Here is a 21,728-nt window from a genome sequence, read left to right on the forward strand (position 1 = left end):
TATCCAACAGGAAGACGGAGACGTGGAATACGGAATGGGTCCCGAACTGGAGGCCTTTCGCGCGGAGGTGCGGGCTTTCATTGCGGAGCATGCACCGCCGATACCGCCGCGGGCGGGCGTGCGCAGCGCTGAGAATGAAGCCGAACTCAAGGCGCTTCAGGGTTGGACGGCGCGTCTGTTCGAAGCCGGCTACGTCGGCGCCGACTGGCCCGTTGAGTTCGGCGGCCGCGATGACCGCTCCGCTGAACACGCCATCGTGGTGGGCGAGGAGCTGGCCCGGGCCGCGGTGCCGGGCGTGCCGAGCGGTAACGCCTTGGCATCGCATGCGCTGATCCACTACGGCACCGATGACCAGCGCCGCAGGCATCTGCCCGAGATCCGCGCGGGTCGACAGCTGTGGTGCCAACTGTTCAGCGAGCCCGGTGCAGGAAGCGACCTGGCGTCGCTGCGTACCCGCGCTGTGCTCGACGGTGATACCTATACCGTCAACGGGCAGAAGGTGTGGACCACCGACGGACACTGGGCCGACTACGGATATCTGTTGGCGCGCACCGATTCCGACGCCCCCAAGCACAAAGGCATCAGTGCGTTTATCCTCGACATGTCCAGCGCGGGCATCACGGTGCGCCCGCTGCGCGAGCTGACCGGCACCTCGGACTTCAACGAGGTCTTCTTCGATTCCGTCGAGGTGCCGGCCGAGGCGATGATTGGAGAACCGGGACAGGGCTGGGCGATCGCAAACGCCACGTTGGGGCATGAACGTACCAGCGTGGGCGCCGCGGTCGTCAAGTTGAGGCTGGCCATTGAGGCACTGGTGCAACTCGCCTCGCACGTCACCGTCGACGGTCGCCTCGCGATCGACAACGACCGGATCCGTGATCGGATCGGCGAGTTCAGCGCCGAGGTGGAGGCGCTGTCCGCGCTGACGTACGCCAACCTCACGCGTTGGCTGCGTGGCACCGAGCGCATGCACGACGGCGCGATGGCCAAGCTGATGTTCAGCGAGCTGAATCTCGAGATGGCAGGCTTCGCAGTCGAACTCGGCGGCGAGGCAGGCGTTTTGGTGGAGGGTGACCCGGACGTTCTCGACGGCGGCCGCTGGCAGGACGAGTGGTTGTACGCTCGGGCCTACACCATCGCCGGCGGCAGTTCGGAGATAATGCGCAACCTGATCGCCGAGCGGGGCTTGGCGCTGCCGCGGGATCGGCGCTGAATGTCAAGCAGTGAGCAGCGCCGCGCGGTGTTCGGCGACGCTCCCGTTGAAGGCTTCGTCGACCTTGATCCGGCGCAGGAACAGATGCAGATCGTGTTCCCAGGTGAATCCGATGCCGCCGTGCACCTGCAGCGCCGTTCCGGCCACCTTGGCGGCGGCGGACTTCGTGTACGCCGCCGCCGCGGACGCGGCCCGGGACCGGGTAGCGGCCGACGCGGTGTCCAGTGCGAGCGCCGCGGCCCACAGCGTGGCCCGGCCGGCCTCCACCGCGACGGCCATGTCGGCGCAGTGATGCTTGACTGCCTGGAACGACCCGATCGGCGCGCCGAACTGCTCCCGCTGCTTGGCGTAAGACACCGTCATGTCGAGCAGTCGGGCCGCCGCGCCCAATGCGTCGAACGCCCGGTGCACCGCCAAAGCGTCGCGCAGCAGGGCCAGCGTGCCGGCAGGCAGCTGCGTCCAGTCGGCGATCGTCGCGTCGAGGTCCAGTCGTGCCCACGAACGGCTCAGGTCGAGCGTGGACATGCCCGACAGCGTCGGGGCATTCAGGACCGCCAGGTAATCGCCGTCGTCCACGTGGCCTGCCACCGCGATGGATTCCATATCGGCGGCCATCGGCACCGGACGGGTGACACCGCTCAGCCGCAGCGTATCGCCATCGAGAAGGGCGTCGGGACCGAACGTCAATCCGGTCAGTTCGCCATCTCCGGCGGGCGAGTCGACGTGGTCGAGCAGCCAGGCCGTGATGTTGAGATCCGCGACCGGGAGCGAGCTGGCCGCGTATCCGTGCTCCTCGGTGAGGATGGCGAGATCCACATGGGTGCCGCCCATTTCGGGAGTGAGCAGCTCCAGAAGACCCGATTCCGCCGCGTGCGCGACCGCCGCAGGATCGACGGTGACCGCAGCCGAGTCCAGCGTCGCGCGGACCCTGGCGATGGGGTCGTTTTTGGTGAGCCAGGCCCGCTCCGCCGCGGCGAGTTGATCCTGTTCGTCCGTCAAGCCGAAGTCCATCGCAAAACCTTTCACAAAGTTGACCTAGTAAACCATGTCCACTAGTTTCAGGAGAACGGCCATCCGCCGCGGAAGTCGATCCGGAAAGTCACGATGACGAGCATTGACGATGCGCTGGGACGGCTCTGGGACGCCGACGACGACGACCGCATGTTGGAGTGCGACGGACGCTGGGCGTCTTGGGGTTCCGTTCGGGCACTCACCGAGCTGATCGACCGGGAACTGACCGCCGCCGGGTGTCAGACCGGCGGCCGAGTCGCCGTCGTGCTATCCAATCGAATGGAGTCTGTCGCGGCGCTCATCGCGATCTTTCGGGGCGGACGGACCTTGGTGACCATCAGCCCGCTGCAGCCACCGGACCGATTGAGCGACGACCTTGCGGCGTCCACCGCTCCCTTCGTCCTTGCGCCTGCCACGTTGTGGTCCGACGAGGCCTTCAACCGCGCCGTCGCCGCTCTCGGGGCGACCGGCTGGCGGCTCGACGACGGCGAACTCCATCTGCAGGTACGGGGCATCACGGAAGCGGTCGGTGGCGATCCCGCGATAGCCATCGAGATGCTCACGTCGGGCACGACGGGTGCCCCGAAGCGCATCCCGCTGACCCGCGCGCAGCTCGATGCCTCCCTGGCTGCGGCGTTGCGGCACAACGACCGCCCAGACGTCCGAACCAAGCCGCCGCTAACCGGGACGGTCGGCCTGGTGACATTGCCGATCGTGCACATCGGCGGCCTGTGGTCGTTGTTGCAGTCACTGGTCGCGGCGCGTCCGATCGCGATGCTGGACCGCTTCACCGTGCCGGGCTGGCACGCCGTGGTGAAGCAGTATCGGCCAGCGGTGGCAGGACTGCCCCCGGCGGCCATGCGATCGGTGCTCGATTCCGACATTCCGCGCGAGGATCTGGCGAGCATCCGCGCCATCAACGCGGGCACCAGCCACGTCGATCCCGAGCTGGTCGACGCGTTTTACCAGCGGTACCAGATCCCAATCCTGGTCGTCTACGGGGCGACCGAGTTTTCCGGCGCGGTGGCCGGATGGACGGTCAAGGACTTCCACACGCGATGGACCGACAAAAGGGGCAGCGTCGGACGCGCTTTTCCGGGCGTGCGGCTGCAGGTCGTCGACGACGACGGTGCCGCCCTCGGCCCGGGGGTCACCGGCAGGTTGCAGGTGGCCACACCCCAGGCCGGCGGTGCCGGAGACTGGATCACGACCAGTGACCTAGGGCACCTCGATGAAGATGGTTTCCTCTACATCGACGGTCGCGCGGACGACGTGATCGTGCGCGGCGGTTTCAAGGTGTCCCCGGAGACGGTCGTCCGCGCATTGCGTGCGCACCCAGCGGTGGCAGATGCCGCCGTCGCGCCCATGCCGGATCAGCGGTTGGGCCAGATTCCGGTTGCCGCAGTTGAATTGCGCCCAGGCGCGGTCACCGATGGCGAGGCGCTCCGGGAACACTGCCGGGCCACGCTGACGCCCTATGAGGTGCCGGCCCGCGTTTTCGTCGTCGATGCGCTTCCACGCGGGGCGGCGCTCAAGGTCGATCGTCGGCGTCTAATCGCACTGCTCGAGGACCTTGGCGTGCCGATCGGTCAGCCGGCCGCCGCAGGCTGAAACTCCGGCACTGCCAATCCAATCGGAAGGAGACATCATGGCTGAAATCCTGACAGAGGTGACCCGCCAAGCCGCCGTCGTCGAACGGCGGGGCAACGTTGCGCTCATCACCATCGACCGGCCCGAAGCGCGCAACGCCGTCAACGGGGCGGTAAGCACGGCCGTCGGTGACGCGCTCGAGGAGGCGCAGTGCGATCCCGAGGTGTGGGCCGTCGTCATCACCGGCGCCGGCGAGAAGTCATTCTGCGCCGGAGCCGATCTCAAAGCCATCTCGCGCGGCGAGAACCTCTACCACGCCGAGCACCCCGAATGGGGCTTCGCCGGCTACGTGCACCACTTCATCGACAAACCCACGATCGCCGCGGTGAACGGCACCGCACTCGGCGGCGGCTCCGAGCTAGCCCTGGCCAGCGATCTGGTGATCGCCTGCGAGAGCGCGAGTTTCGGCCTGCCCGAGGTGAAGCGCGGCCTGATCGCCGGGGCGGGCGGAGTGTTCCGGATCGTCGAACAGCTACCGCGCAAGGTCGCGTTGGAATTGGTGTTGACAGGTGAGCCGATGTCGGCGACCGACGCTCTGCGATGGGGCCTGATCAACGAGGTCGTGCCGGACGGCGCCGTCGTGCAAGCCGCCCTGGCACTCGCCGAGCGGATCACGTGCAACGCGCCGTTGTCGGTGCAAGCCAGCAAGCGGGTCGCCTACGGTGCCGACGACGGGATCATCGCCGCGGAGGAACCCAAGTGGGAGCGCACGACTCGAGAGTTCACGGCACTCCTGCAATCCCACGACGCCAAAGAAGGTCCGTTAGCCTTCGCCGAGAAGCGTCAACCCGTCTGGAAGGCACGCTGAAATGGGTCGTGTACAGAACAAAGTCGTTCTGGTCACCGGAGGCGCCCGCGGACAGGGCCGCAGCCACGCCGTCAAGCTGGCCGAGGAGGGTGCTGACGTCATCCTCTTCGATATCTGTCGCGACATCGAGACCAACGAGTACGCGCTGGCGACGTCGCGTGATCTCGAAGAAGCCGGTCTGGAGGTGGAGAAGACCGGCCGTAAGGTCTACACCGCCGAGGTCGACGTGCGGGACCGGGCGGCGATAAGCCGCGAACTCGCCAACGCGGTCGCCGAATTCGGCAAACTCGACGTCGTGGTCGCCAATGCCGGCATCTGCCCGCTGGGCGCTCATCTGCCGGTTCAGGCCTTCGCGGATGCCTTCGACGTCGACTTCGTCGGCGTCGTCAACACCGTCCATGCCGCGCTGCCGTACCTGACGTCCGGTGCGTCGATAATCACGACCGGTTCGGTCGCCGGCCTCATCGCGGCCGCCCAGCCGCCCGGCGCCGGCGGTCCCCAAGGCCCCGGCGGGGCGGGCTACAGCTACGCCAAACAGTTGGTGGATTCCTACACCTTGCAGCTCGCCGCACAACTGGCCCCTCAATCCATCCGCGCCAACGTCATTCATCCGACCAACGTGAACACCGACATGCTCAACAGTGTGCCGATGTACCGGCAGTTCCGACCAGACCTCGAGGCACCGAGCCGCGACGACGCCCTGCTGGCCTTCCCCGCCATGCAGGCGATGCCCACCCCCTACGTCGAAGCCTCGGATATATCGAACGCGGTCTGTTTCCTGGCCTCGGACGAATCCCGGTATGTCACGGGCCTGCAGTTCAAGGTCGACGCCGGCGCCATGTTGAAGTTCTAGGAGGACGGATGACCACCACAGAAAAGCACAGCGCCGACGCGGCGGCCGAAGAGGGCCGCATCACCGACGAGGACATCGAACGCGCCAAGGCGCAAATCGGAATTCCTGTCCACCAGCGCGACCAAGCGTGGAACAAACTGCCGTCAGCCGACGCCATCACGCACTTCGCCTTCGGCTGCGGTGACGACAACCCGTTGTTCCACGATCCGGCGTACGGACCGTCGACACGCTGGCACGGACAGATCGCGCCGCCGACCTTCCCGATTGCGACGGGCCTGGATCAGACTCCGAAGTTCACGGATCCGGAGCGAAAGAAGCTGTTCCGCGGTCTGTTTCGCGGGACTGGCAAGTACTACTCAGGGGTGAAGTGGACGTGGTACCGCCCGATCTACGCGGGCAGGCCGGTGTTAGCCGAAAACTACACCCTCGACGTACAGGTGAAGGAGAGCGAATTCTCCGGTGGGCGTTCGGTCAAGGAGACTTTCCGCTACCTCTACGTCGACATCGACGGCAACCCGATCGCGACCCGCGACGAGTCCTACATCAACGCCGAGCGGCACGGCTCGAAGAAGTCCGGCAAGCTCAAAGACATTCAGCGCAAGCACTGGACTCCCGAGGAATTCGCCCAAGTCGAGGAAGAGTACGAGGCAGAACAACGGCGAGGCGCCGATCCGCAGTGGTGGGAGGACATTTCGGTCGGCGACGAACTTCCCGGGATCATCAAGGGGCCGTTGACCGTCGTCGACATCATCTCGATGCACATGGGGTGGGGCTGGGGCGGCTACGGTGTGGGGCCGCTGAAGTTTGCCCACCAACTGCGCAAGCGGATGCCCGCCTTCTACCAGCCCGATGAATATGGCGTCCCCGATGTCGTGCAACGACTGCACTGGGATGCCGCACGCGCTCAGGCACTGGGTATTCCGGCTCCGTACGACTACGGCCAGATGCGCGCAGCATGGGTGAGCCACCTGCTGACGAACTGGATCGGCGACGACGGTTGGCTGGCCGAGATGGATCTGCAACTACGCGGCTTCAACTACCACGGAGACGTGCACCGCTGCACCGGCACGGTCACCTCAAAGGGCGAGGGGGCTGAAGACCCAGTGTCACTGGACGTCTTCGCCACCAGCCAGCGGGACGAAACCACCACGCGAGGCACCGCGAAGGTGTTGCTGCCGTCGAAGGCGACCGGCGCCGTGGTGCTGCCGATCCCGGACGCCGATCTACGAAGGCGGGGAGCGCAGGTCGTTTCCCGGATTTCTGGCAAAGTCGGTGAAGAGATGCGACGACTGTATGGAGAGTGAGATCACCACATGAAAAGACTCGTTCTGGAGCCGGAGCACGAGGCATTCCGCGAGACGGTCCGGCAGTTCATCGAGCGTGAACTCGTGCCAAACGCCGAGCGTTGGGAAGTCGACCGCATCGTCGACCGCTCGGCGTTCGTCGCCGCCGGCAAATACGGGTTGATCGGGTTCAACATGCCCGAGCAGTACGGCGGCGGGGGAGTCGACGACTTCCGGTTCAACGCGGTCATCGACGAGGAGATCGCCCGATACGGAGGGCCGTCGCCGTCGTTGAGCCTGCAAAACGACGTTGTGGGCCCGTACTTCTCGTCGTTGGCCAACGATGAGCAGAAGGAGCGCTGGCTGCCGGGCATCATCAGCGGCGAACTGATCGTTGCCGTCGCGATGACCGAGCCTGGCGCGGGCAGCGACCTGGCCGGGATCCGCACCTCGGCCGTCCGCGACGGTGACGACTGGATCATCAACGGCGCCAAGACATTCATCTCGTCCGGCATCAACTGCGATCTGGTGGTGGTGGTATGCCGCACAGACCCTGAGGCCGGCCACAAGGGCTTCACATTGCTCGTGGTCGAGGCGGGCATGGAGGGCTTCAGCCGCGGCCGCAAGCTCGAAAAGATGGGGTTGCATTACCAGGACACCGCCGAGCTGGCCTTCGACAACGTTCGGGTGCCATCGGCGAACCTGCTGGGTAAAGAGGGACGCGGCTTCTATCACCTGATGCACAACCTTCCGTCGGAACGGTTGTCCATCGCCATCTCGGCCATCGCCGGCGCACGCGAGACCTGGCGGCAGACCTTGCAATACGCCAAGGACCGCAAGGCTTTCGGCCAGTCGATCGGCAGCTTCCAGCACAACCGATTCCTATTGGCCGAGATGGACACTGAGCTCGAGATCGGCGAGCAATACATCGACAGGTGCCTCCAGGCGGTAGTGGACGGGGAACTCACCGCAGTCGAGGCAGCGAAGGCAAAATGGTGGTGCACCGAGACCGCCAAGAAGGTGATCGATGGCTGCGTGCAGTTGCACGGCGGCTATGGCTATATGACGGAATACCGCGTCGCGCGCGACTATATGGACAACCGCATCATGACGATCTTCGGTGGCACCACCGAGATCATGAAGGACATCATCGGACGCGACCTCGGCCTATGATCCCGTTGCGATGAACGGCATCTCGGTCGAGCACGACGGCGCGGTGCTGCGGATCCGGCTGGACCGGCCGGAGAAGCTGAACGCCGTCGACACCCCCATGCTCGAGGAGTTGTCGGTTCACATTCGCGGTGCCGAGGCAGACGAATCAGTCCGCGGGGTGCTGCTCACCGGTGCCGGTCGAGCATTCTGTTCCGGCGGCGACCTGACCGGCGGTGACACTGCGGGCGCCGCTGATGCCGCCAACCGGGTGGTCCGGGCGATCACCTGGCTACCCAAACCGGTGATCGCCGGTGTCCATGGAGCGGCCGTTGGCTTCGGGTGTGCGCTGGCGCTCGCCTGCGATCTGGTGGTGGCCGCGCCAGCGTCGTACTTTCAGTTGGCCTTTACCCGGGTCGGGCTGATGCCGGACGGGGGTGCGTCCGCGCTGCTGCCATTGCTGATTGGTCGAGCGCGCACCGCTCGCATGGCCATGACCGCGGAAAAGATCCACGCTGCAACCGCATTCGAATGGGGGATGATCTCGCACATCACTTCCGCGGACGACTACGAGTCGGTGCTGACCGACGTGCTGTTGTCGGTCTCCGGCGGTCCAACGTTGGCGTTTGGGTGGACCAAACGCGCGCTGGCCGCCGCTACTCTCGGTGAACTCGAAGCGGTTCAGGCCATCGAGGCCGATGGGCAGCTGGCGTTGATCGACACTGCAGACTTCCGGGAAGGCGCGCGCGCCTTCCGGGACCGGCGCACCCCGGATTTTCGCGGGCACTGAACAAAGGAGAGCCGAAGTGACAACCTCGAACGTACGAGTAGACGGCCTGGACATCGAATACACCGACTCGGGGCAAGGACCCACCGTCCTGTTCGTGCACGGTGTCTATGTGACCGGCGCCCTGTGGAACGACGTCGTGGCCGAACTCGGTGATGGGTTTCGCTGCATCGCGCCGACCTGGCCACTGGGCGCGCACAGCACGCCCACCGACGGCGCTGATCTGGGCGCAGAGGCGGCCTCCCGGCGCATCGTCCATTTCATGGAAGCCCTCGATCTGACCGATGCCACCGTGGTGGCCAACGACACCGGTGGCGGACTGGTCCTGGCGGCGCTGGGTGATCCAGCGCTGGACACGTCCCGGATCGCCCGTCTGGTGCTGACCAATTGCGACAGCTACGAACACTTTCCGCCCGGGTCGTTTGCTCAGATCGTGAAGCTGTGCCGGTTCAGCTCGGTGGTGGGTGGCGCAATTTTGCGCCTGTTGGCCACCGGACCGGGGCAGGCCTTCTTCCTCAAGGCCGTGTCCAGGCACCCCCCGTCCCCGGAGCGGCAACGGGAGATCTTCGGAGCCTTCGCCACAAGCGGAGCGGCCCGCCACGACGCGGTTACGGTGACCGGTTCATTGGATCCGGCTCTCACGTTGCGCGCCGCGCCGGCGATCGAGGCGTTCGACAGGCCCGTCACCCTGGCCTGGGGCACCGAGGATCGGCTGTTCCCCCTCGACCACGCCCGCCGACTACGCGATGCGTTCCCGCATGCGACGTTGATCGAGATCCCCGATAGCTCGACCTTCGTCATGCTGGATGCGCCCGGGAAACTCGCTGAGACGATCCGCAACTGATGACCGGTTAGGCCCCAATGATCACGGTTCCAGAGCCGGCAGCCGAGATGGTGCGTGCCCAGCATTTTCCCAGGGCAATGGTTGATACGCCGCAGGGAGGTATCGATGCATCATGTCCCCGCTTGATCGAACCGAAGCTCGAAGGTGCCATCACCTGAGCTCCGGTCAGCTCACCACCATTGACGGTGGTGGCGTGAATCCCGGGTTCGACAATGCCGTTGCCATGCCGCTGCCGATCGGCCCGGTTTCGTCAAACAGGGTGGCCACCCCAGTGGCGACCCCCGCATGGCTGTAGTGCGTCACCGACGCCAATCCGATGTAGACACCTTCCGGCAGGCGACTGAGCGTGATCGTGTAGTCGGCATTGATGAACTGCAATCCCTCAGTACCCCAATGGGTTAGCGAACTGGTGACGTCTCCGGCCATGACGGCGCGAGTGAAAGGTGATAATGGCTCGTCATCGACGAGAAACTTCGTCTCCCGCATCCACGCGAATTTCTGGCCGTGGTGTCGCCACTCTTTGATGCCGACACCCGGACTCCCCGCGACTGGGTCCCGGCCGAACGAGTGAAACACCATCGGGACATCGTCATTGAGCACGTCGGGCTCCGCGGGCACTGCGGGCATCGTGACGGGTGACGTCCACACCGTGTCCACGGCATGCTCACTCCGGCGGAGGAACAATGCGCTGGCCCGCGCCACGATCACGTCGTTCTGAGTCATGACCGCGTCGACCAGTCGAAGTCGGCGGCCGTCACGCACAACCGAGGAATGCATCTGCAGTGGTTGCAAGGCCACCGGCCTGAGCAGGTCGACGGTCAGCCGGGCGGGCTGAAGGTCGACATCGTCGACTTCTTGCTCGACCGCTCGCCCCAACAACCCACCGATGTAGTTGCCGCTGAGCGACGGACCCCATGGCCCTCTCGCCAAAGGAGTAGGCACATAGCATTTTCCGTCGGTGACGAAGAAGCACGTCGGCGCAGGGCGGGCGGCCTTCGGCGATGAATCCGTCACCTGATCCCTACCCCCGTAACCGGCATCGCTCGATCAGTATCTGTGCCAATCGTTCTGGATGGCTGAACATCACCTCGTGGCAGGCATCAACCGGGATGACGGTTTCCACGCCGCCGAGCGCGGCGATGCTGGCGTGCTGCGACGCCACCGACAGGGCGCGGTCTCGGGTGGTCAATATCCAGGTGCGCGGCACATCGGCGGGCAGTCCGCTACGATCCACCGGCTCCGCGGGTACCCGGGCGGACTCAGCATGCAGCTTCGACATAGCCAATCGGCGCTGCGCGGGGGTCATGCCGTTGCAGAACGCCCAGCGTGCCGCCGGCGTTGGAATCTTCATGGGCCTGCCGATACGGGCGGCGCGCCGAGCGAAGACCGCCAGCGGGCCGCCGAGTGTGTCCGCGATGGCTGAACCCTGAGGCGGAACGAATGCCGTTGCCAGAATCATCTCCCGGACACGGGAGGGACCGAGCTTAGCGACGACGCCGGGGACGGTTACCCCCGCCATGGAGTGACCCACGATCACGATTTCACCCAGACGCGCTTCCTCGATGTCCGCGACGACGGAGTCCACCCACTCGGAGATCGTCACGGTCGCGAGGTCACCTGGCTTGTTGCCGTGCCCGGGCAGGTCCACGGCGAGAGTGCGCAATCCCGGTTCTCGACGATGTATGTCGGCGACGACGAGATCCCAGCAGTCGCCGGCGTGCTCGCCGCCGTGGACGAGCACCAGGTCGGGCAGAGTCATGGTAGGTCCCTCATCGGTTCGATTAACTGGGAGCTCAGCACGTCGATGTCGGTATGGAAGTCGGTGAAGCTCCTGCTGGCCGGCTCGATGGTGATCCACGTGACGCCCGCCTCGGCGTAGGCGTCCAGCCGGGGGCGCACCGCGGCACAAAATCCGGTGCAGTCACCGCTGGCCAGCAGGTCAGCCTCGAACGGGACGAAAGCGACGTCGGTAGCGTCGCGGCCGGACTCCGCGCGCTGCTTGTTCACTCTCGCGACCCACTCGCCAAGCGTCTCGATGTCTTCCAATGGCCGGGCGCGGGTGATCGCAGCCATCTCGCCCGACGCGGCCATCGGCATCCATCCGTCGGCGACCTCGATGACCCGGCGCTGCGCGGCCGCGCCGTTGCCGCCGATCCAGATAGGGGGACCACCCGTCGTCAGCGGCGGCGGCAGGGCGACATGTCCGCTCACCCCGAACTCCGGCCCGTCATGATCGACGCCCGCCCACGTCGCCCTCCACGCCGCGATCGCCTCGTCGAGCAGCGCGCCTCGCCGATCGAAATCGGCTCCTAATGCTTCGAATTCGGCTTTGAGATAGCCGGCTCCCGCGCCCAGGGTGAACCGACCACCGGAGAGCAGATCGAAGCTCGCGGCCGCTTTAGCAGTCAGATACGGGCTGCGATAACCCGACACCAGGATGTAGGTCATCAATCGGATACGGGTGGTGGCGGCCGCCGCGAAGCTCAGCGACACAAACGGGTCGAATGCGTGGTGGCCGCCGCGAGCCAACCACTGCCGGTCGGGATACGGGTGTTCGGACATCGAAAAGCCAGCGAAGCCTGCATCTTCCACCAACCGTGCGACATCGCCCAGGCCTACGCCCTCGCACCACCGGGTCCAGTGCTTGACGGCCCGCATCGGGAACATCAGGTTGTAGCGCACTTTGCTCCTCGTGTCGGTCCGACTATTTCACCAATGATCGTGCGATGATTTCGCGCTGCACTTCGGTGGCGCCTTCGCCGAGCCGCTTGACCCGCAGGTCGCGGAACCATCTTTCCAGCGGCAGTTCGGTGGAGATTCCCAGCGCGCCGTGAATCTGGATGCAGCGGTCTAGAACTCGGTAGGCGGCCTCGGTGGCGAACATCTTGGCCGCCGAGGCGTCTACTCGAACGTCGCGGCCGAGGTCGGCGTTCCACGCGGCTTGGTAGATCAGCAGCCGGGCGGCCCGCAGGTCTACCTCACTGTCCGCAAGCATCCACTTGACGCCCTGCTTATCAGCAAGTCTGCCGCCGAAGACGTCCCGGTCCTTGGCCCATTGGCAGGTCATGTCCAGTGCGCTCTGCGCGATGCCGATCGGCCCGGCCCCGTACACGATGCGGCCGTGCACCAGGAATTCGGTGGCCAACGAAAAGCCCTGTCCCTCAACACCGATCAGTTGCTCGGCCGGGACCCGAACATTCTCGAAGTGCAGCTCGTAAGGGGCAAAAGATGCCATCACAGGGATGCGGCTGAACGTGACTCCTGGGGTGTCCTTTTCGAGAATGAAAGCCGAGATACCCTGGCGCCCCTCGCCGGTGCGGGCATACACCACCCCCCAATCGGCGTCCGGAGCATGTGAAATCCACATCTTCGAGCCGTTGAGCAGGTAGCTGCTGCCCTCACGCGTCGCCTTGAGATTGATCGCCCGCGCCGGATCCGACCCACCGGAAGCCTCGGTGATCGCGGTGTACGCCTTTGACATGATCCCATCGATGACAGGTCGGGCGTACTTTTCGAACTGTTCGGGTGTCGCCTTGAACATAATGTTGGGGGGGTTGCCGCCGAAGGCTCCGAGGGCCGGAAAGAAGGCCCCCATCCGGCATTTCGCTGCCTCCTCGGCGACCACCACTTGGCCGAGGACACTGAGCCCGGCGCCGCCGTACTCCTCGGGCGTCTGCAGTGACCACAGTCCGGCCTCCCTGGCTTTTGCCTGCAGCGCGACGAGCCGTTCCCGGGGTAGCCCGACTGTGTCGTGGTCCAGCTTCTCCTCAAGGGGATGCACATGCGCATCCATGAACCGCCGCACCGTATCGCGCAGCATCACCAATTCTTCCGGCAGCTGCCATGCTCCAGAAGACCCTTCGGACATCAGACCCGTGCCGCAGCAGCAGCCCGCAGGTCGCGTGCACTCTGCAGCTGCGGCTCGTGGTTGGCCTCGTACTGCTTGATCCAGTCGTGCGGCAACTTTCCCCACGCCTCACCGATCCGCAGCCTCTGCTCGGAGCTGAACACCTCCGCGGCGACGACGTCACCCACGAAGATGGTGTTCTCGTCGTTGTCCAGCGACCCCGTGATGCGGCATTCCACGTAGCTGTGCGCGTCGAGCAGGATCGGTGCGCCAGTGACGCCCGGCTTGGTCCGCAGCTTGGAGATCTTGTCGCCGTCCCGGCCCGAACTGCCGCCGAGGGTCATCAGGATCTCCATCGACTTCTCGATCTCGTCCGGGCCGGCCGACAGCATGTGCATCACGAAAATGCCCGAGTTCACCAGCATGTCGTGCGATTTGTTGTACTTGGTCAGGCTGACGGTGGCGCGGGGCAGCTCCGGCACGATGCTGGCCGAGCCCGCCGACAGCGACATCAGCCCATTGGCGAAACCGCCGTCAATCGTGGTTACCGCCACCGGAAACGGTCGCAACCCGGCCAGCACCTTGTCGGCGGCCGCGAGATCTAGCGTCATGTCTTTCCCTTTTGTCGATTCAGCCGAGCGTGAACGGGTCGCGCGTCTCCCCGGACAGCTCCACCCAGACCGCCTTGGTCTCGGTGAAGTCCTTGACGGCATCGATACCGTTTTCTCGCCCGATGCCGCTGTAGCCGATGCCGCCGAACGGAACATGAGGCGCGACAACGCGGTAGGCGTTGACCCAGACCGTGCCGGCCCGCAACTTGGCGGCCACCCGGTGCGCGCGGTGGACATCCTTGGTCCACACCGCCGCGGCCAATCCGAACTCGGTGCCGTTGGCCGCCGTGACCGCCTCGTCTTCGTCGGCGAAGGTCATCACCGTCAGCACGGGTCCGAAGATCTCCTCGGCGACGGCCCGCATCGACGGGTCGACACCGGTCAGCACCGTCGGCTTGACGAAATAGCCGCCGAGGTCACCTGCCGGCTCGCCGCCGTAGGCGATCGTCGCACCCTGCTCGCGGGCAGAAGCAAAGTGCGACAGCACCTTCTCGTACTGCGGCTGATTGGATACCGGGCCCATCTCGGTCGACGGGTCCTTGGGATCACCCAGTTTGATGGTCGCCGCCCGCGCGACGATCTTGTCCACCAACGCGTCGGCGACGCTGTGGTCTACCAACAGCCGCGAGCCCGCCAGACACGTTTGGCCGGTGGCGGCGAAGACACCGGCGATCACCCCGTTGGCCGCGGCGTCGAGGTCGGCATCGGCGAACACCACCTGCGCCGACTTGCCGCCGAGTTCGAGTGAGAACCGGGTCATGTTACCGATAGCAGCCTTGCCGACCTCAATGCCGGTGGTCGTCGACCCGGTGAACGCAATCTTGTCGACCCCCGGGTGCGATGCGAGCGCGGCGCCCGTCTCCGGGCCCCAGCCGGTGACGACGTTGATCACACCCGGTGGAAAACCGGCCTCGGCGAACAGTTTTGCGAACGCGAGGGTCGACGTTGGGGTGTGGTCGCTGGGCTTGACCACGAACGTGCAGCCTGCGGCCAGGCCGGCGGCGAGTTTCCAGGTCAACAGGAGCAACGGTGAGTTCCAGGGCGTGATAGCGCCGACCACGCCGACCGGCTCATGGCGTGTGTAGACGAAGTAGTTGGGTTTGTCCACCGGTATGACGTCGCCTTGCAGCTTGTCCGCCAGCCCGCCGTAGTAGCGGTAGTAATCCGGCAAAGACCTCATCTGGCCGACCATCTCACGAACCAGTTTGCCGCCGTCGCGCACCTCGAGTCCGGCCAGCTGGTCGGCCTCGCGCGCGATGATCTCACCGAGTCGCCCCAGCAGCTTGCCGCGGGCGGTCGCAGTGAGCGCACCCCACGGTCCGTTGAGCGCGGCACGAGCGGCGGCGACGGCGCGGTCCACATCGGCAACCCCACCGTCGGGCACGCGTGCCCAGGGCACACCGGTGAAGGGATCGATACTGTCGTAGGTCAATCCCGACGCGGCGGGCGATGATTCGCCCCCGATCAAGAGGTCGAAGTGGACCAACGTCTCCGTCGCGCTGTCAGTCATGCGTCCTCATCGAATGCGCGGTTTCTTCTTGTTGTTCAACGAGTCCGGGGTGGCCCCGGCGTTGCCAAGGTCGGTGAAGAACTTGCCGTGCCGGGCGGCGACGCTGGGGGTTAGATCACGGGCCTCCCACATCGCGCGCACGGTGCCTTGAATACCATTCGGTCGGCGGGCGGCGATTTCAGCGGCTAGTTCGAAAGCACGGACGCGTAGTTGATCGTCCGGGACCACCTCGGTTACCAGCCCGATGCGCAGAGCGGTCTGCGCCGACATCCGCTCCTCGCTGCCGAGCAGTGCCCAGCGCATCACCTCGCCGTACGGCACGCCGAGAGCCAGCATGCCCATCGGCTCCAACGCCGAGACGATGCCCGCGTTGGCATGGGGGTCGAAGAACGTAGCCGTCTCGCTGCAGATCGAGAAGTCGCACTCGTTGACGAAGTACATGGCACCGCCGGCCACGATCCCATGCAGTGCCGCGATGACCGGCTTCCACACCCTGTGTGCCTTCGGCCCCAGTAGTTCGCCCGGATCCTCCTGGTTGAAGATCGGTCGGTGCTTCCACCAAGTGCCTTCGGTCACGTCGATGCCGGTGCAGAAGGCACGTTCGCCGTTGGCGCACAGCACTGCGACCCGGATGTTCTCGTCGTCGCGGATTCGGGCCCAGACTGTTCCGAGTTCGGCGGCCATCTGTTCGGTGAAGCTGTTCATTTTCCCGGGCCGGTTGAGCGCAACGGTGGCGACGTGGTCGGTGACCTGGAATTCAATAGTGGCAAGGTCGGTCTGCTCGATCACGGGCGCTCCTCGGTCGATCCGGTCGGTACCGGCATCTTCGCATCTGACGCGCCGACATGGCTAACCTGGTTAGCGATCTCGCGTTTGAGGATTTTGCCCGCGGGGCCCAACGGGAACTCACGCCAGAACACGAATCGGCGCGGCTGCTTGTAACCGGCCAATTCGGCGCGGCACAGCGCAGCCAGTTCCGCAGTCAGCGCGTCCTGATTGCCGACGTGGGATTTCGGAATCACCGCGGCGACCGGCGTCTCACCCCACTCAGGGTCAGGCACCCCGACCACCGCAACCATGTCGACATCGGAATGCTGCGCGATCACCCGCTCGATCTCTGCCGGATAGACATTGAAGCCGCCGGAGATGATCAGATCGGTCTTGCGACCGGTGATGTGCAGGTAGCCCTCCTCGTCGAGATAGCCCAAGTCACCGCTGCGTAACCCGTCGGGCCGGAACGTCTCCGCCGTCTGTTCGGGTCGGTTCCAGTAGCCGATCGCGTTGGCGGGGCTGGTGATCACGATTTCGCCGACATCCCCGGGTGCGGCATCTGCGCCGTCGACGCCGATGACGCGGATCACGCACATCGGGGTTTCCCGCCCGCACGAGGTTGCGATCGACGTCTTGCCGGCGACAATGTCGCGATGATCCTGCGGGGTGAGAATTGTTGCCTGTCCGCCGCATTCGGTCAGCCCGTAGCGCTGCTGCAGGTCGCAGCCGAGCAGGTCCATCGCTTTGCGTGCCAGCCCGGGCGGCACGGGGGCCGACCCGTAGGAGATCCGCCGCAAGCTCGACATGTCGCGCGGCGGCCCCTCTTCCAGGATCGCCAGCGTCCGGTGCAGCATTGTCGGGATGAACGTCGTGAAGGTGATGGCGCTGCGCTCGATCTCGTCGATCACCGCCTGCGGGTCGAATTTCTGATGGATCACCATGGTCTGGCCGAGATAGAGCCATGACACCGTGCGCACCATGCCGCCCGCGGTGAAGAACGGCGTGGTCGCCAGCATCACATCCGAGCGGTTGGCCTCGGTGACAAGATTCGTGTCCGCCGCCTGGTAGAGCAGGGCCCGGTGAGTGTGCATCACGCCCTTGGCGCGACCGGTGGTACCGCTGGTGTACAGGATGACCGCGACGTCGTCCGGCGTGATGTCGCGGCGCTCGGCGCCGGGCTGCGCGTGCGCCAGCGCAGTGTCGTAGTCGGTGACTAGTTCGCTTGTGCCGAGTGCTGAGCTGGCGCCCACCCCCACTATCAGTCCCAACTCGGTTAATTCGCCGAGGAACTTCTCGAGGTGATCGGCGTGAATGATCACCGCTCGTGCGCCGGAGTCGTCGCGCACGTGGGCGACTTCGTCGGGAGCCAGCCTGATGTTCACCGGCACCGCGATCAGCCCGGACTTGGCCAGGCCGAACGAGATCTCAGGCCATTCGATGCAGTTGCGGGCGATCACCATCACCCGGTCGCCCGGTACCAGCCCGCGTCCGATCAGGAAGGCGGCGAGCCGCCGGGCTCTGTCGTCGACCTGCGACCAGGTAAGCGCCCGGTCGGCATCGACCAGCGCACGCTTGTCGGGGTAGCGGCGCGCGTTGTTGGTTGCGATGTCACCGATGAGCATCAAAGCAAACGGCCCTTCAAATCAGGAAAGCGAGTGTCTCGACCGGTCCGCTCGCGTCGATCAGGTGCACGATCTTGCGAAGTAGCCGGGGGCCGTCCGGCGACAAGCGAATCGTGTGGATAACCCGGCCGGCCCAGAAGCGTTGACGTAGACGGTATTCGAATAGAGCGAAGTTGGATTCCACCGTGACGGAGTCGGCGCCCGTTTCCGCCACCTCGCTGTTGGAGACCACGCGCCGCATCACCGACGGCGGTGTCTGGGAGTGCCGGTTGCCGGTGTTGAGCTGAGCCACCCGGCTTTTGATCCGCCGCCGGTTGTCGTTGATATAGGCCAGCGTGGTGCGCGGGTCGTCGCCGGGGTGCATCGGGACGCGGTACTCGACCGTGTCGTCGTCATCGGCCCACAGCGCTTCCCACTCCGAGTAGCGGCCCTCGTCGGCCAGCCGCGCCTCCAGATACAGAAACGACAGGATCTCGGGGTCCGGCAGCGGGCGCAGCGCGGGACGAGCCTGGGGTTCGGCGTTGACGGTCATGCTCCGGCCATTCCGCCGACGACCGCGGCCCAGTGTGAGTAGAAACCGCGCTGGGGAGTCTCGGCGCTCTTGTCCCGGTTGATGATGCCCGTCGTGTCGTCGACATCGCTTTCCATACCGCGGGCCAGCATCAGCCACTCCGGCAGCTCGGCAGCGAGCCCTGCCTGGTTGCGCATCCCGATCTCTCCGTCGTCGGCGATCAAGAACCCCGCAGGACCCATCGCCCCCTCGGAACGGCGCAGCGTGCGCTCGTTCAACGCATCCTGGCCGGGTATCAGGACCGCGGTGGTATAGGCGATGGTGCGGTCGGGCGCCTGCGGTTCGACGAACATAACGTTCATCTCGGCCAGGAAGAGGTTGGGCCAGATCAGTGTGTGTGGTGGGCCGACGACCAGTGCATCGTGCGCCTGCTCGGGACCGTACGCACCCTCGAGTGCCTGGACGTAGTCGGCGAGCTTGGCTCGCGGGATCCGGCCGTACCAGACGAATTCCTCGTCAAGCTTGTGGTATTCGTCGCTGTAGTCGATCTCGGAATGACCGTTGCCGAGGTCGCGGACCAGCACATCGACCTTGGTCGGGACATGCGACACTTTGGCGGGCTTGATCGCGTCGTACACCGAGGCATGGGTGAACAGCGCGTGGTAGCCGTCGACGTTGTTCTCCACCACCATCTTCCAGTTGGCGTGGTGCAAGTGCTTCATCCAGTTGGCCCGCAGGTCGATCTCGCGGGTGGGGGACAGGTTCAGCAGACGGTCGATGGCGCGTGTCGCCTTGCCAAGGTGCTCGGCTAACGAGATACCGGCTGGCGCCAGTGATGCGAAGACGAATCCGCCGTAGCTGTCGACCCGAGGCGCTTGGGCAAGGCCCAGCTCGGAACGCACCCTGTTGAACTCCTCGCCGTAGCCCTCACGCATCGGAACACCCTGCAGCGCGCCGGTGTTGCCGAATGTCCAGCCGTGATACGGGCACCGGAACGAGTTGGCGTTGCCCTTCTCGGCGTTGCACAGCTTGTTGGCACGGTGAGTGCAGCGGTTGAGCATCACGCGAACCACGCCATCCTTACCGCGTGCGACGACGACCGGGTCGTGGCCGATCATTCGGGTCAGGTAGTCACCCGGCTCGCTGACCTCGCTCTCGTGGGCGACGTAGACCCATCCGGTCTTGAAGATAGTGTCCATTTCGCGGCGGAAGATCTCGGCGGACGTGTACACGGTCCCGTGCACGCGGTCGCTGCGGACGACGGTCCTGACGTCGAAGTGTTTTGTCGCAAGGTCAGATTCAAGTGTCGTCACTGGTCCTCCAGGATGTCGATGGCCGGGATGGCGATGTCGCCGAGGTGGCGGAAACCGATGCGGACCGCCGTGCCGATGGGCGGTGCGGTGTCCGCTGGTTGCACGGTCGTCATCACAATCCGGTGCCCACTCGTCAGCTCGACGTCGACGATGGGGTAGGGCGCCACGCCGCGCACCAGGCCCGCCTCACGCCGGTGCATGAGCGTCGCAGCGTGTACGGTCCCGCGTAAATCAACTGTGCGCCAGTCTTGTTCGGCGTTCCCGCATTGGTCGCAGACTTCTTGATCGAGCTCGAGTGGCAGGGCGCAAGCCGCGCAGAACGGCAATGCGAGCTCATTGCGTGCGGCCGCTCGATACAGCGGCGCCAGCATGTCGTCATCTGCGGCGGGGGCCAGTGCGCTGACCAGCAGCCAGTCCTCGACCGCGGTGGCGGTCATGCCGCACGCTCCAGCACCAACGCGGCATGGTGGTCCATTCGGCCGCCGATACCGCCGACCAGTGCCACCGTGGCCCCGGGAACCTGACGTTGCCCGCCGGTGCCACGCAGCTGAATCATCGCCTCCGCCAACGGCGTCATGCCCTGCAGGTAGAAACCGGACAGCTGACCACCGCCGGTGTTGATCGGTAGCGTGCCGCCCGGCGCGGAGTGGCCGTCACGCATGAACGCACCCGCCGGAACGTCACCGGTGAGCCGGTACTCGTCGAGCAACACCAGGGTGACAATCGAGAACGGGTCGTACAGTTCGGCGACGTGCAGGTCTGATCGGGCCATGCCGGCTTGGTCGAGCGCGTCCTGCACCGCGCGGCCACCGCCACCGAACCACGACTCGGCTCCCGCGCGACGGCGCCGCACCGGATGTTCGCGCCCGGTGCCGCGAACCCGCAATCGGGTGCCCCCGACCGAGGGCCGCCCGGTGAGCACCACGGCGACCGCCCCGTTCACCGGCCGAGCACAGTCGAGCAGTCGAAGTGGTTCGGCAACCATCGGGGAAGAGTCATAGCCTGCGTCGTCGAGCGGCTCGCGGTTGACCGCGTCGGGATTGCCGCACGCCCATGCCCTCGCCGTGGTGGCCACGGAGCGCAGCGCGTCGGTGCTGGTGCCGGTGACATGCAGCCAGCGCTGGGTAAGCAGCGCATACGTCGGGACCGAGCCGAGCAGCCCCGAGGCCCGCTCCAGTCCGCGCACTCCGGTGTTGCCGCCACTGCGCGCGTAGGTCGAGCCCGCGCCGCGGCCGGCCACCAGGGGCGCGTCGGCGAACACGCACAGTATGGTTGCCGCCTCAGCGGTGACGATCGCGTGGCGCGCGCGCTGGATCATGGCGATGGTCGTGGCGCCCTTGATCTCGACGTGCTCCAACAGGCGCAGATCCGAGAAGCCGGCCGCGGCGGCGAAGCCGACGCCCAGTCGTTCCGGCCGAACCCCCTGCGACGAGCCGACCAGGATCCCGTCGATGTCAGCCCGCTCGAGTCCGGCGTCGGCCAACGCGGCAGCGCTCGCCTTGACGGCCAGCTCGAGCGGCGTTGCGCCGGGACGCAGCGACATCGCGGTCATGCCCAGACCCACCAGGTCGGCGGCGGCGCTCACGGCCGCTCCGTTGACCGGCGATCGCCGCGGTAGTTGCCCACTCTGATCCACTCCTCGCGGTCTTCGGCGGTGGCCATGGTGAAGCTGGCCAGCTCCAAGGGGCACAAGAAGACCTGCTCGCCACCCTCCAGGTCCTCGACGAGCAGGCGGGGGCCGTTGCCGTTGACGTCCAGCGACAACCGCACGGCCGCGAACTCGTTGACCAGGTCGGCGAGGACGCGGCGTCCGGCCGGAGTGTTCACCTGCCCAGTATTACCGCATACAAGTGTCAGAATCAATGGAATAGGGCGGAATGGCTCTATGCGTATTACGTGCAGACCGAGCGGTGTGAGCCATTCCCTACTTGGGAACATAGAGCTT

Annotated in this window: 22 protein-coding genes; 8 read left to right on the forward strand and 14 right to left on the reverse strand. The window is 65.7% G+C overall.

Going from position 1 to position 21,728, the window contains the following annotated elements; genetic code table 11:
• The first annotated feature begins 22 nt into the window (after nt 1-22).
• Nucleotides 23-1,213 (forward strand): acyl-CoA dehydrogenase family protein, encoded by a 1,191-nt coding sequence (locus G6N48_RS26265; protein ID WP_085269947.1) that lies wholly within the window; start codon nt 23-25, stop codon nt 1,211-1,213.
• Nucleotides 1,214-1,216: 3 nt separating this feature from the next.
• Here the strand turns inward: G6N48_RS26265 and G6N48_RS26270 are convergent, their stop codons facing one another.
• Nucleotides 1,217-2,224: an acyl-CoA dehydrogenase family protein gene (locus G6N48_RS26270; protein ID WP_085269946.1), complete on the reverse strand. Its 1,008-nt coding sequence runs from the start codon at nt 2,222-2,224 to the stop codon at nt 1,217-1,219.
• A gap of 93 nt (nt 2,225-2,317) precedes the next feature.
• On the opposite strand from G6N48_RS26270, the gene G6N48_RS26275 reads away from it, so the two are divergent.
• The 7 genes from G6N48_RS26275 to G6N48_RS26305 are packed head-to-tail and all read left to right on the forward strand — an operon-like array spanning nt 2,318 to nt 9,598.
• The gene (locus tag G6N48_RS26275; protein ID WP_085269945.1) at nt 2,318-3,835 is read left to right on the forward strand and encodes a class I adenylate-forming enzyme family protein; all 1,518 of its coding nucleotides are present in this window, start codon (nt 2,318-2,320) and stop codon (nt 3,833-3,835) included.
• 37 nt (nt 3,836-3,872) lie between these two features.
• Nucleotides 3,873-4,682 carry a crotonase/enoyl-CoA hydratase family protein gene (locus G6N48_RS26280; RefSeq protein WP_085269944.1) on the forward strand — a complete coding sequence of 270 codons (810 nt, stop codon included), beginning with the start codon at nt 3,873-3,875 and terminating at the stop codon, nt 4,680-4,682.
• A 1-nt stretch (nt 4,683) separates the two neighbouring features.
• The gene (locus G6N48_RS26285; RefSeq protein ID WP_085269943.1) at nt 4,684-5,535 is read left to right on the forward strand and encodes a mycofactocin-coupled SDR family oxidoreductase; all 852 of its coding nucleotides are present in this window, start codon (nt 4,684-4,686) and stop codon (nt 5,533-5,535) included.
• An 8-nt stretch (nt 5,536-5,543) separates the two neighbouring features.
• The gene (locus G6N48_RS26290) at nt 5,544-6,839 is read left to right on the forward strand and encodes an FAS1-like dehydratase domain-containing protein (protein ID WP_085269942.1); all 1,296 of its coding nucleotides are present in this window, start codon (nt 5,544-5,546) and stop codon (nt 6,837-6,839) included.
• A 9-nt stretch (nt 6,840-6,848) separates the two neighbouring features.
• Entirely contained in the window at nt 6,849-7,991 is a 1,143-nt protein-coding gene (locus tag G6N48_RS26295) for an acyl-CoA dehydrogenase family protein (RefSeq protein ID WP_085269941.1), read from the forward strand.
• A 10-nt stretch (nt 7,992-8,001) separates the two neighbouring features.
• Complete coding sequence (locus tag G6N48_RS26300; protein WP_085269940.1) at nt 8,002-8,757, forward strand: enoyl-CoA hydratase; 756 nt, start codon at nt 8,002-8,004, stop codon at nt 8,755-8,757.
• A gap of 46 nt (nt 8,758-8,803) precedes the next feature.
• The gene (locus tag G6N48_RS26305; RefSeq protein WP_085270127.1) at nt 8,804-9,598 is read left to right on the forward strand and encodes an alpha/beta fold hydrolase; all 795 of its coding nucleotides are present in this window, start codon (nt 8,804-8,806) and stop codon (nt 9,596-9,598) included.
• A 165-nt stretch (nt 9,599-9,763) separates the two neighbouring features.
• On the opposite strand, the gene G6N48_RS26310 is transcribed toward G6N48_RS26305, so the two are convergent.
• From G6N48_RS26310 to G6N48_RS26370, 13 genes are all read right to left on the reverse strand, one after another.
• Nucleotides 9,764-10,528, reverse strand: a complete 765-nt coding sequence (locus G6N48_RS26310; RefSeq protein WP_276080900.1) for a thioesterase family protein — start codon at nt 10,526-10,528, stop codon at nt 9,764-9,766.
• A 91-nt stretch (nt 10,529-10,619) separates the two neighbouring features.
• Nucleotides 10,620-11,357, reverse strand: a complete 738-nt coding sequence (locus G6N48_RS26315) for an alpha/beta fold hydrolase (protein WP_085269938.1) — start codon at nt 11,355-11,357, stop codon at nt 10,620-10,622.
• On the reverse strand, nt 11,354-12,265 hold the full coding sequence (locus G6N48_RS26320) for a TIGR03619 family F420-dependent LLM class oxidoreductase (RefSeq protein ID WP_179969964.1): 912 nt from the start codon (nt 12,263-12,265) through the stop codon (nt 11,354-11,356). Before G6N48_RS26320 ends, G6N48_RS26315 begins: the two co-directional genes overlap by 4 nt.
• 37 nt (nt 12,266-12,302) lie before the next feature.
• Nucleotides 12,303-13,466, reverse strand: a complete 1,164-nt coding sequence (locus G6N48_RS26325; protein ID WP_085269936.1) for an acyl-CoA dehydrogenase family protein — start codon at nt 13,464-13,466, stop codon at nt 12,303-12,305.
• Nucleotides 13,466-14,056, reverse strand: coding sequence for a flavin reductase family protein (locus G6N48_RS26330; RefSeq protein WP_085269935.1), 591 nt, complete (start codon nt 14,054-14,056; stop codon nt 13,466-13,468). Before G6N48_RS26330 ends, G6N48_RS26325 begins: the two co-directional genes overlap by 1 nt.
• A 19-nt stretch (nt 14,057-14,075) precedes the next feature.
• Nucleotides 14,076-15,566, reverse strand: a complete 1,491-nt coding sequence (locus G6N48_RS26335) for an aldehyde dehydrogenase (protein WP_085269934.1) — start codon at nt 15,564-15,566, stop codon at nt 14,076-14,078.
• Between the two features lie 6 nt (nt 15,567-15,572).
• Nucleotides 15,573-16,355 (reverse strand): enoyl-CoA hydratase/isomerase family protein, encoded by a 783-nt coding sequence (locus G6N48_RS26340; RefSeq protein WP_085269933.1) that lies wholly within the window; start codon nt 16,353-16,355, stop codon nt 15,573-15,575.
• Nucleotides 16,352-17,959, reverse strand: a complete 1,608-nt coding sequence (locus G6N48_RS26345; protein ID WP_139825840.1) for a class I adenylate-forming enzyme family protein — start codon at nt 17,957-17,959, stop codon at nt 16,352-16,354. The genes G6N48_RS26340 and G6N48_RS26345 overlap by 4 nt, the downstream gene beginning before the upstream one ends.
• Before the next feature lie 16 nt (nt 17,960-17,975).
• Nucleotides 17,976-18,491, reverse strand: coding sequence for an aromatic-ring-hydroxylating dioxygenase subunit beta (locus G6N48_RS26350; RefSeq protein WP_085269931.1), 516 nt, complete (start codon nt 18,489-18,491; stop codon nt 17,976-17,978).
• Nucleotides 18,488-19,783: an aromatic ring-hydroxylating oxygenase subunit alpha gene (locus G6N48_RS26355; RefSeq protein ID WP_179969914.1), complete on the reverse strand. Its 1,296-nt coding sequence runs from the start codon at nt 19,781-19,783 to the stop codon at nt 18,488-18,490. Before G6N48_RS26355 ends, G6N48_RS26350 begins: the two co-directional genes overlap by 4 nt.
• Nucleotides 19,780-20,220, reverse strand: coding sequence for a Zn-ribbon domain-containing OB-fold protein (locus G6N48_RS26360; protein ID WP_085269930.1), 441 nt, complete (start codon nt 20,218-20,220; stop codon nt 19,780-19,782). The genes G6N48_RS26355 and G6N48_RS26360 overlap by 4 nt, the downstream gene beginning before the upstream one ends.
• Nucleotides 20,217-21,335 carry a thiolase family protein gene (locus G6N48_RS26365; protein WP_085270125.1) on the reverse strand — a complete coding sequence of 373 codons (1,119 nt, stop codon included), beginning with the start codon at nt 21,333-21,335 and terminating at the stop codon, nt 20,217-20,219. Before G6N48_RS26365 ends, G6N48_RS26360 begins: the two co-directional genes overlap by 4 nt.
• 29 nt (nt 21,336-21,364) lie before the next feature.
• Nucleotides 21,365-21,610 carry a hypothetical protein gene (locus tag G6N48_RS26370; protein WP_085269929.1) on the reverse strand — a complete coding sequence of 82 codons (246 nt, stop codon included), beginning with the start codon at nt 21,608-21,610 and terminating at the stop codon, nt 21,365-21,367.
• Nucleotides 21,611-21,728: the final 118 nt, after the last annotated feature.

The organism is Mycobacterium parmense (genome assembly GCF_010730575.1).
In the GTDB taxonomy this organism is placed as follows: domain Bacteria; phylum Actinomycetota; class Actinomycetes; order Mycobacteriales; family Mycobacteriaceae; genus Mycobacterium; species Mycobacterium parmense.

Bases quoted from the DNA above. Each gene is read 5' to 3' on its own strand.
- G6N48_RS26330 (WP_085269935.1), bottom strand. From the start codon at position 14,056: ATGACGCTAGATCTCGCGGCCGCCGACAAGGTGCTGGCCGGGTTGCGA.
- G6N48_RS26285 (WP_085269943.1), top strand. From the start codon at position 4,684: ATGGGTCGTGTACAGAACAAAGTCGTTCTGGTCACCGGAGGCGCCCGC.
- G6N48_RS26275 (WP_085269945.1), top strand. From the start codon at position 2,318: ATGACGAGCATTGACGATGCGCTGGGACGGCTCTGGGACGCCGACGAC.
- G6N48_RS26345 (WP_139825840.1), bottom strand. From the start codon at position 17,959: ATGCTCATCGGTGACATCGCAACCAACAACGCGCGCCGCTACCCCGAC.
- G6N48_RS26270 (WP_085269946.1), bottom strand. From the start codon at position 2,224: ATGGACTTCGGCTTGACGGACGAACAGGATCAACTCGCCGCGGCGGAG.
- G6N48_RS26325 (WP_085269936.1), bottom strand. From the start codon at position 13,466: ATGTCCGAAGGGTCTTCTGGAGCATGGCAGCTGCCGGAAGAATTGGTG.
- G6N48_RS26295 (WP_085269941.1), top strand. From the start codon at position 6,849: ATGAAAAGACTCGTTCTGGAGCCGGAGCACGAGGCATTCCGCGAGACG.
- G6N48_RS26315 (WP_085269938.1), bottom strand. From the start codon at position 11,357: ATGACTCTGCCCGACCTGGTGCTCGTCCACGGCGGCGAGCACGCCGGC.
- G6N48_RS26350 (WP_085269931.1), bottom strand. From the start codon at position 18,491: ATGACCGTCAACGCCGAACCCCAGGCTCGTCCCGCGCTGCGCCCGCTG.
- G6N48_RS26300 (WP_085269940.1), top strand. From the start codon at position 8,002: ATGAACGGCATCTCGGTCGAGCACGACGGCGCGGTGCTGCGGATCCGG.
- G6N48_RS26280 (WP_085269944.1), top strand. From the start codon at position 3,873: ATGGCTGAAATCCTGACAGAGGTGACCCGCCAAGCCGCCGTCGTCGAA.
- G6N48_RS26335 (WP_085269934.1), bottom strand. From the start codon at position 15,566: ATGACTGACAGCGCGACGGAGACGTTGGTCCACTTCGACCTCTTGATC.
- G6N48_RS26360 (WP_085269930.1), bottom strand. From the start codon at position 20,220: ATGACCGCCACCGCGGTCGAGGACTGGCTGCTGGTCAGCGCACTGGCC.
- G6N48_RS26290 (WP_085269942.1), top strand. From the start codon at position 5,544: ATGACCACCACAGAAAAGCACAGCGCCGACGCGGCGGCCGAAGAGGGC.
- G6N48_RS26320 (WP_179969964.1), bottom strand. From the start codon at position 12,265: ATGTTCCCGATGCGGGCCGTCAAGCACTGGACCCGGTGGTGCGAGGGC.
- G6N48_RS26365 (WP_085270125.1), bottom strand. From the start codon at position 21,335: ATGACCGCGATGTCGCTGCGTCCCGGCGCAACGCCGCTCGAGCTGGCC.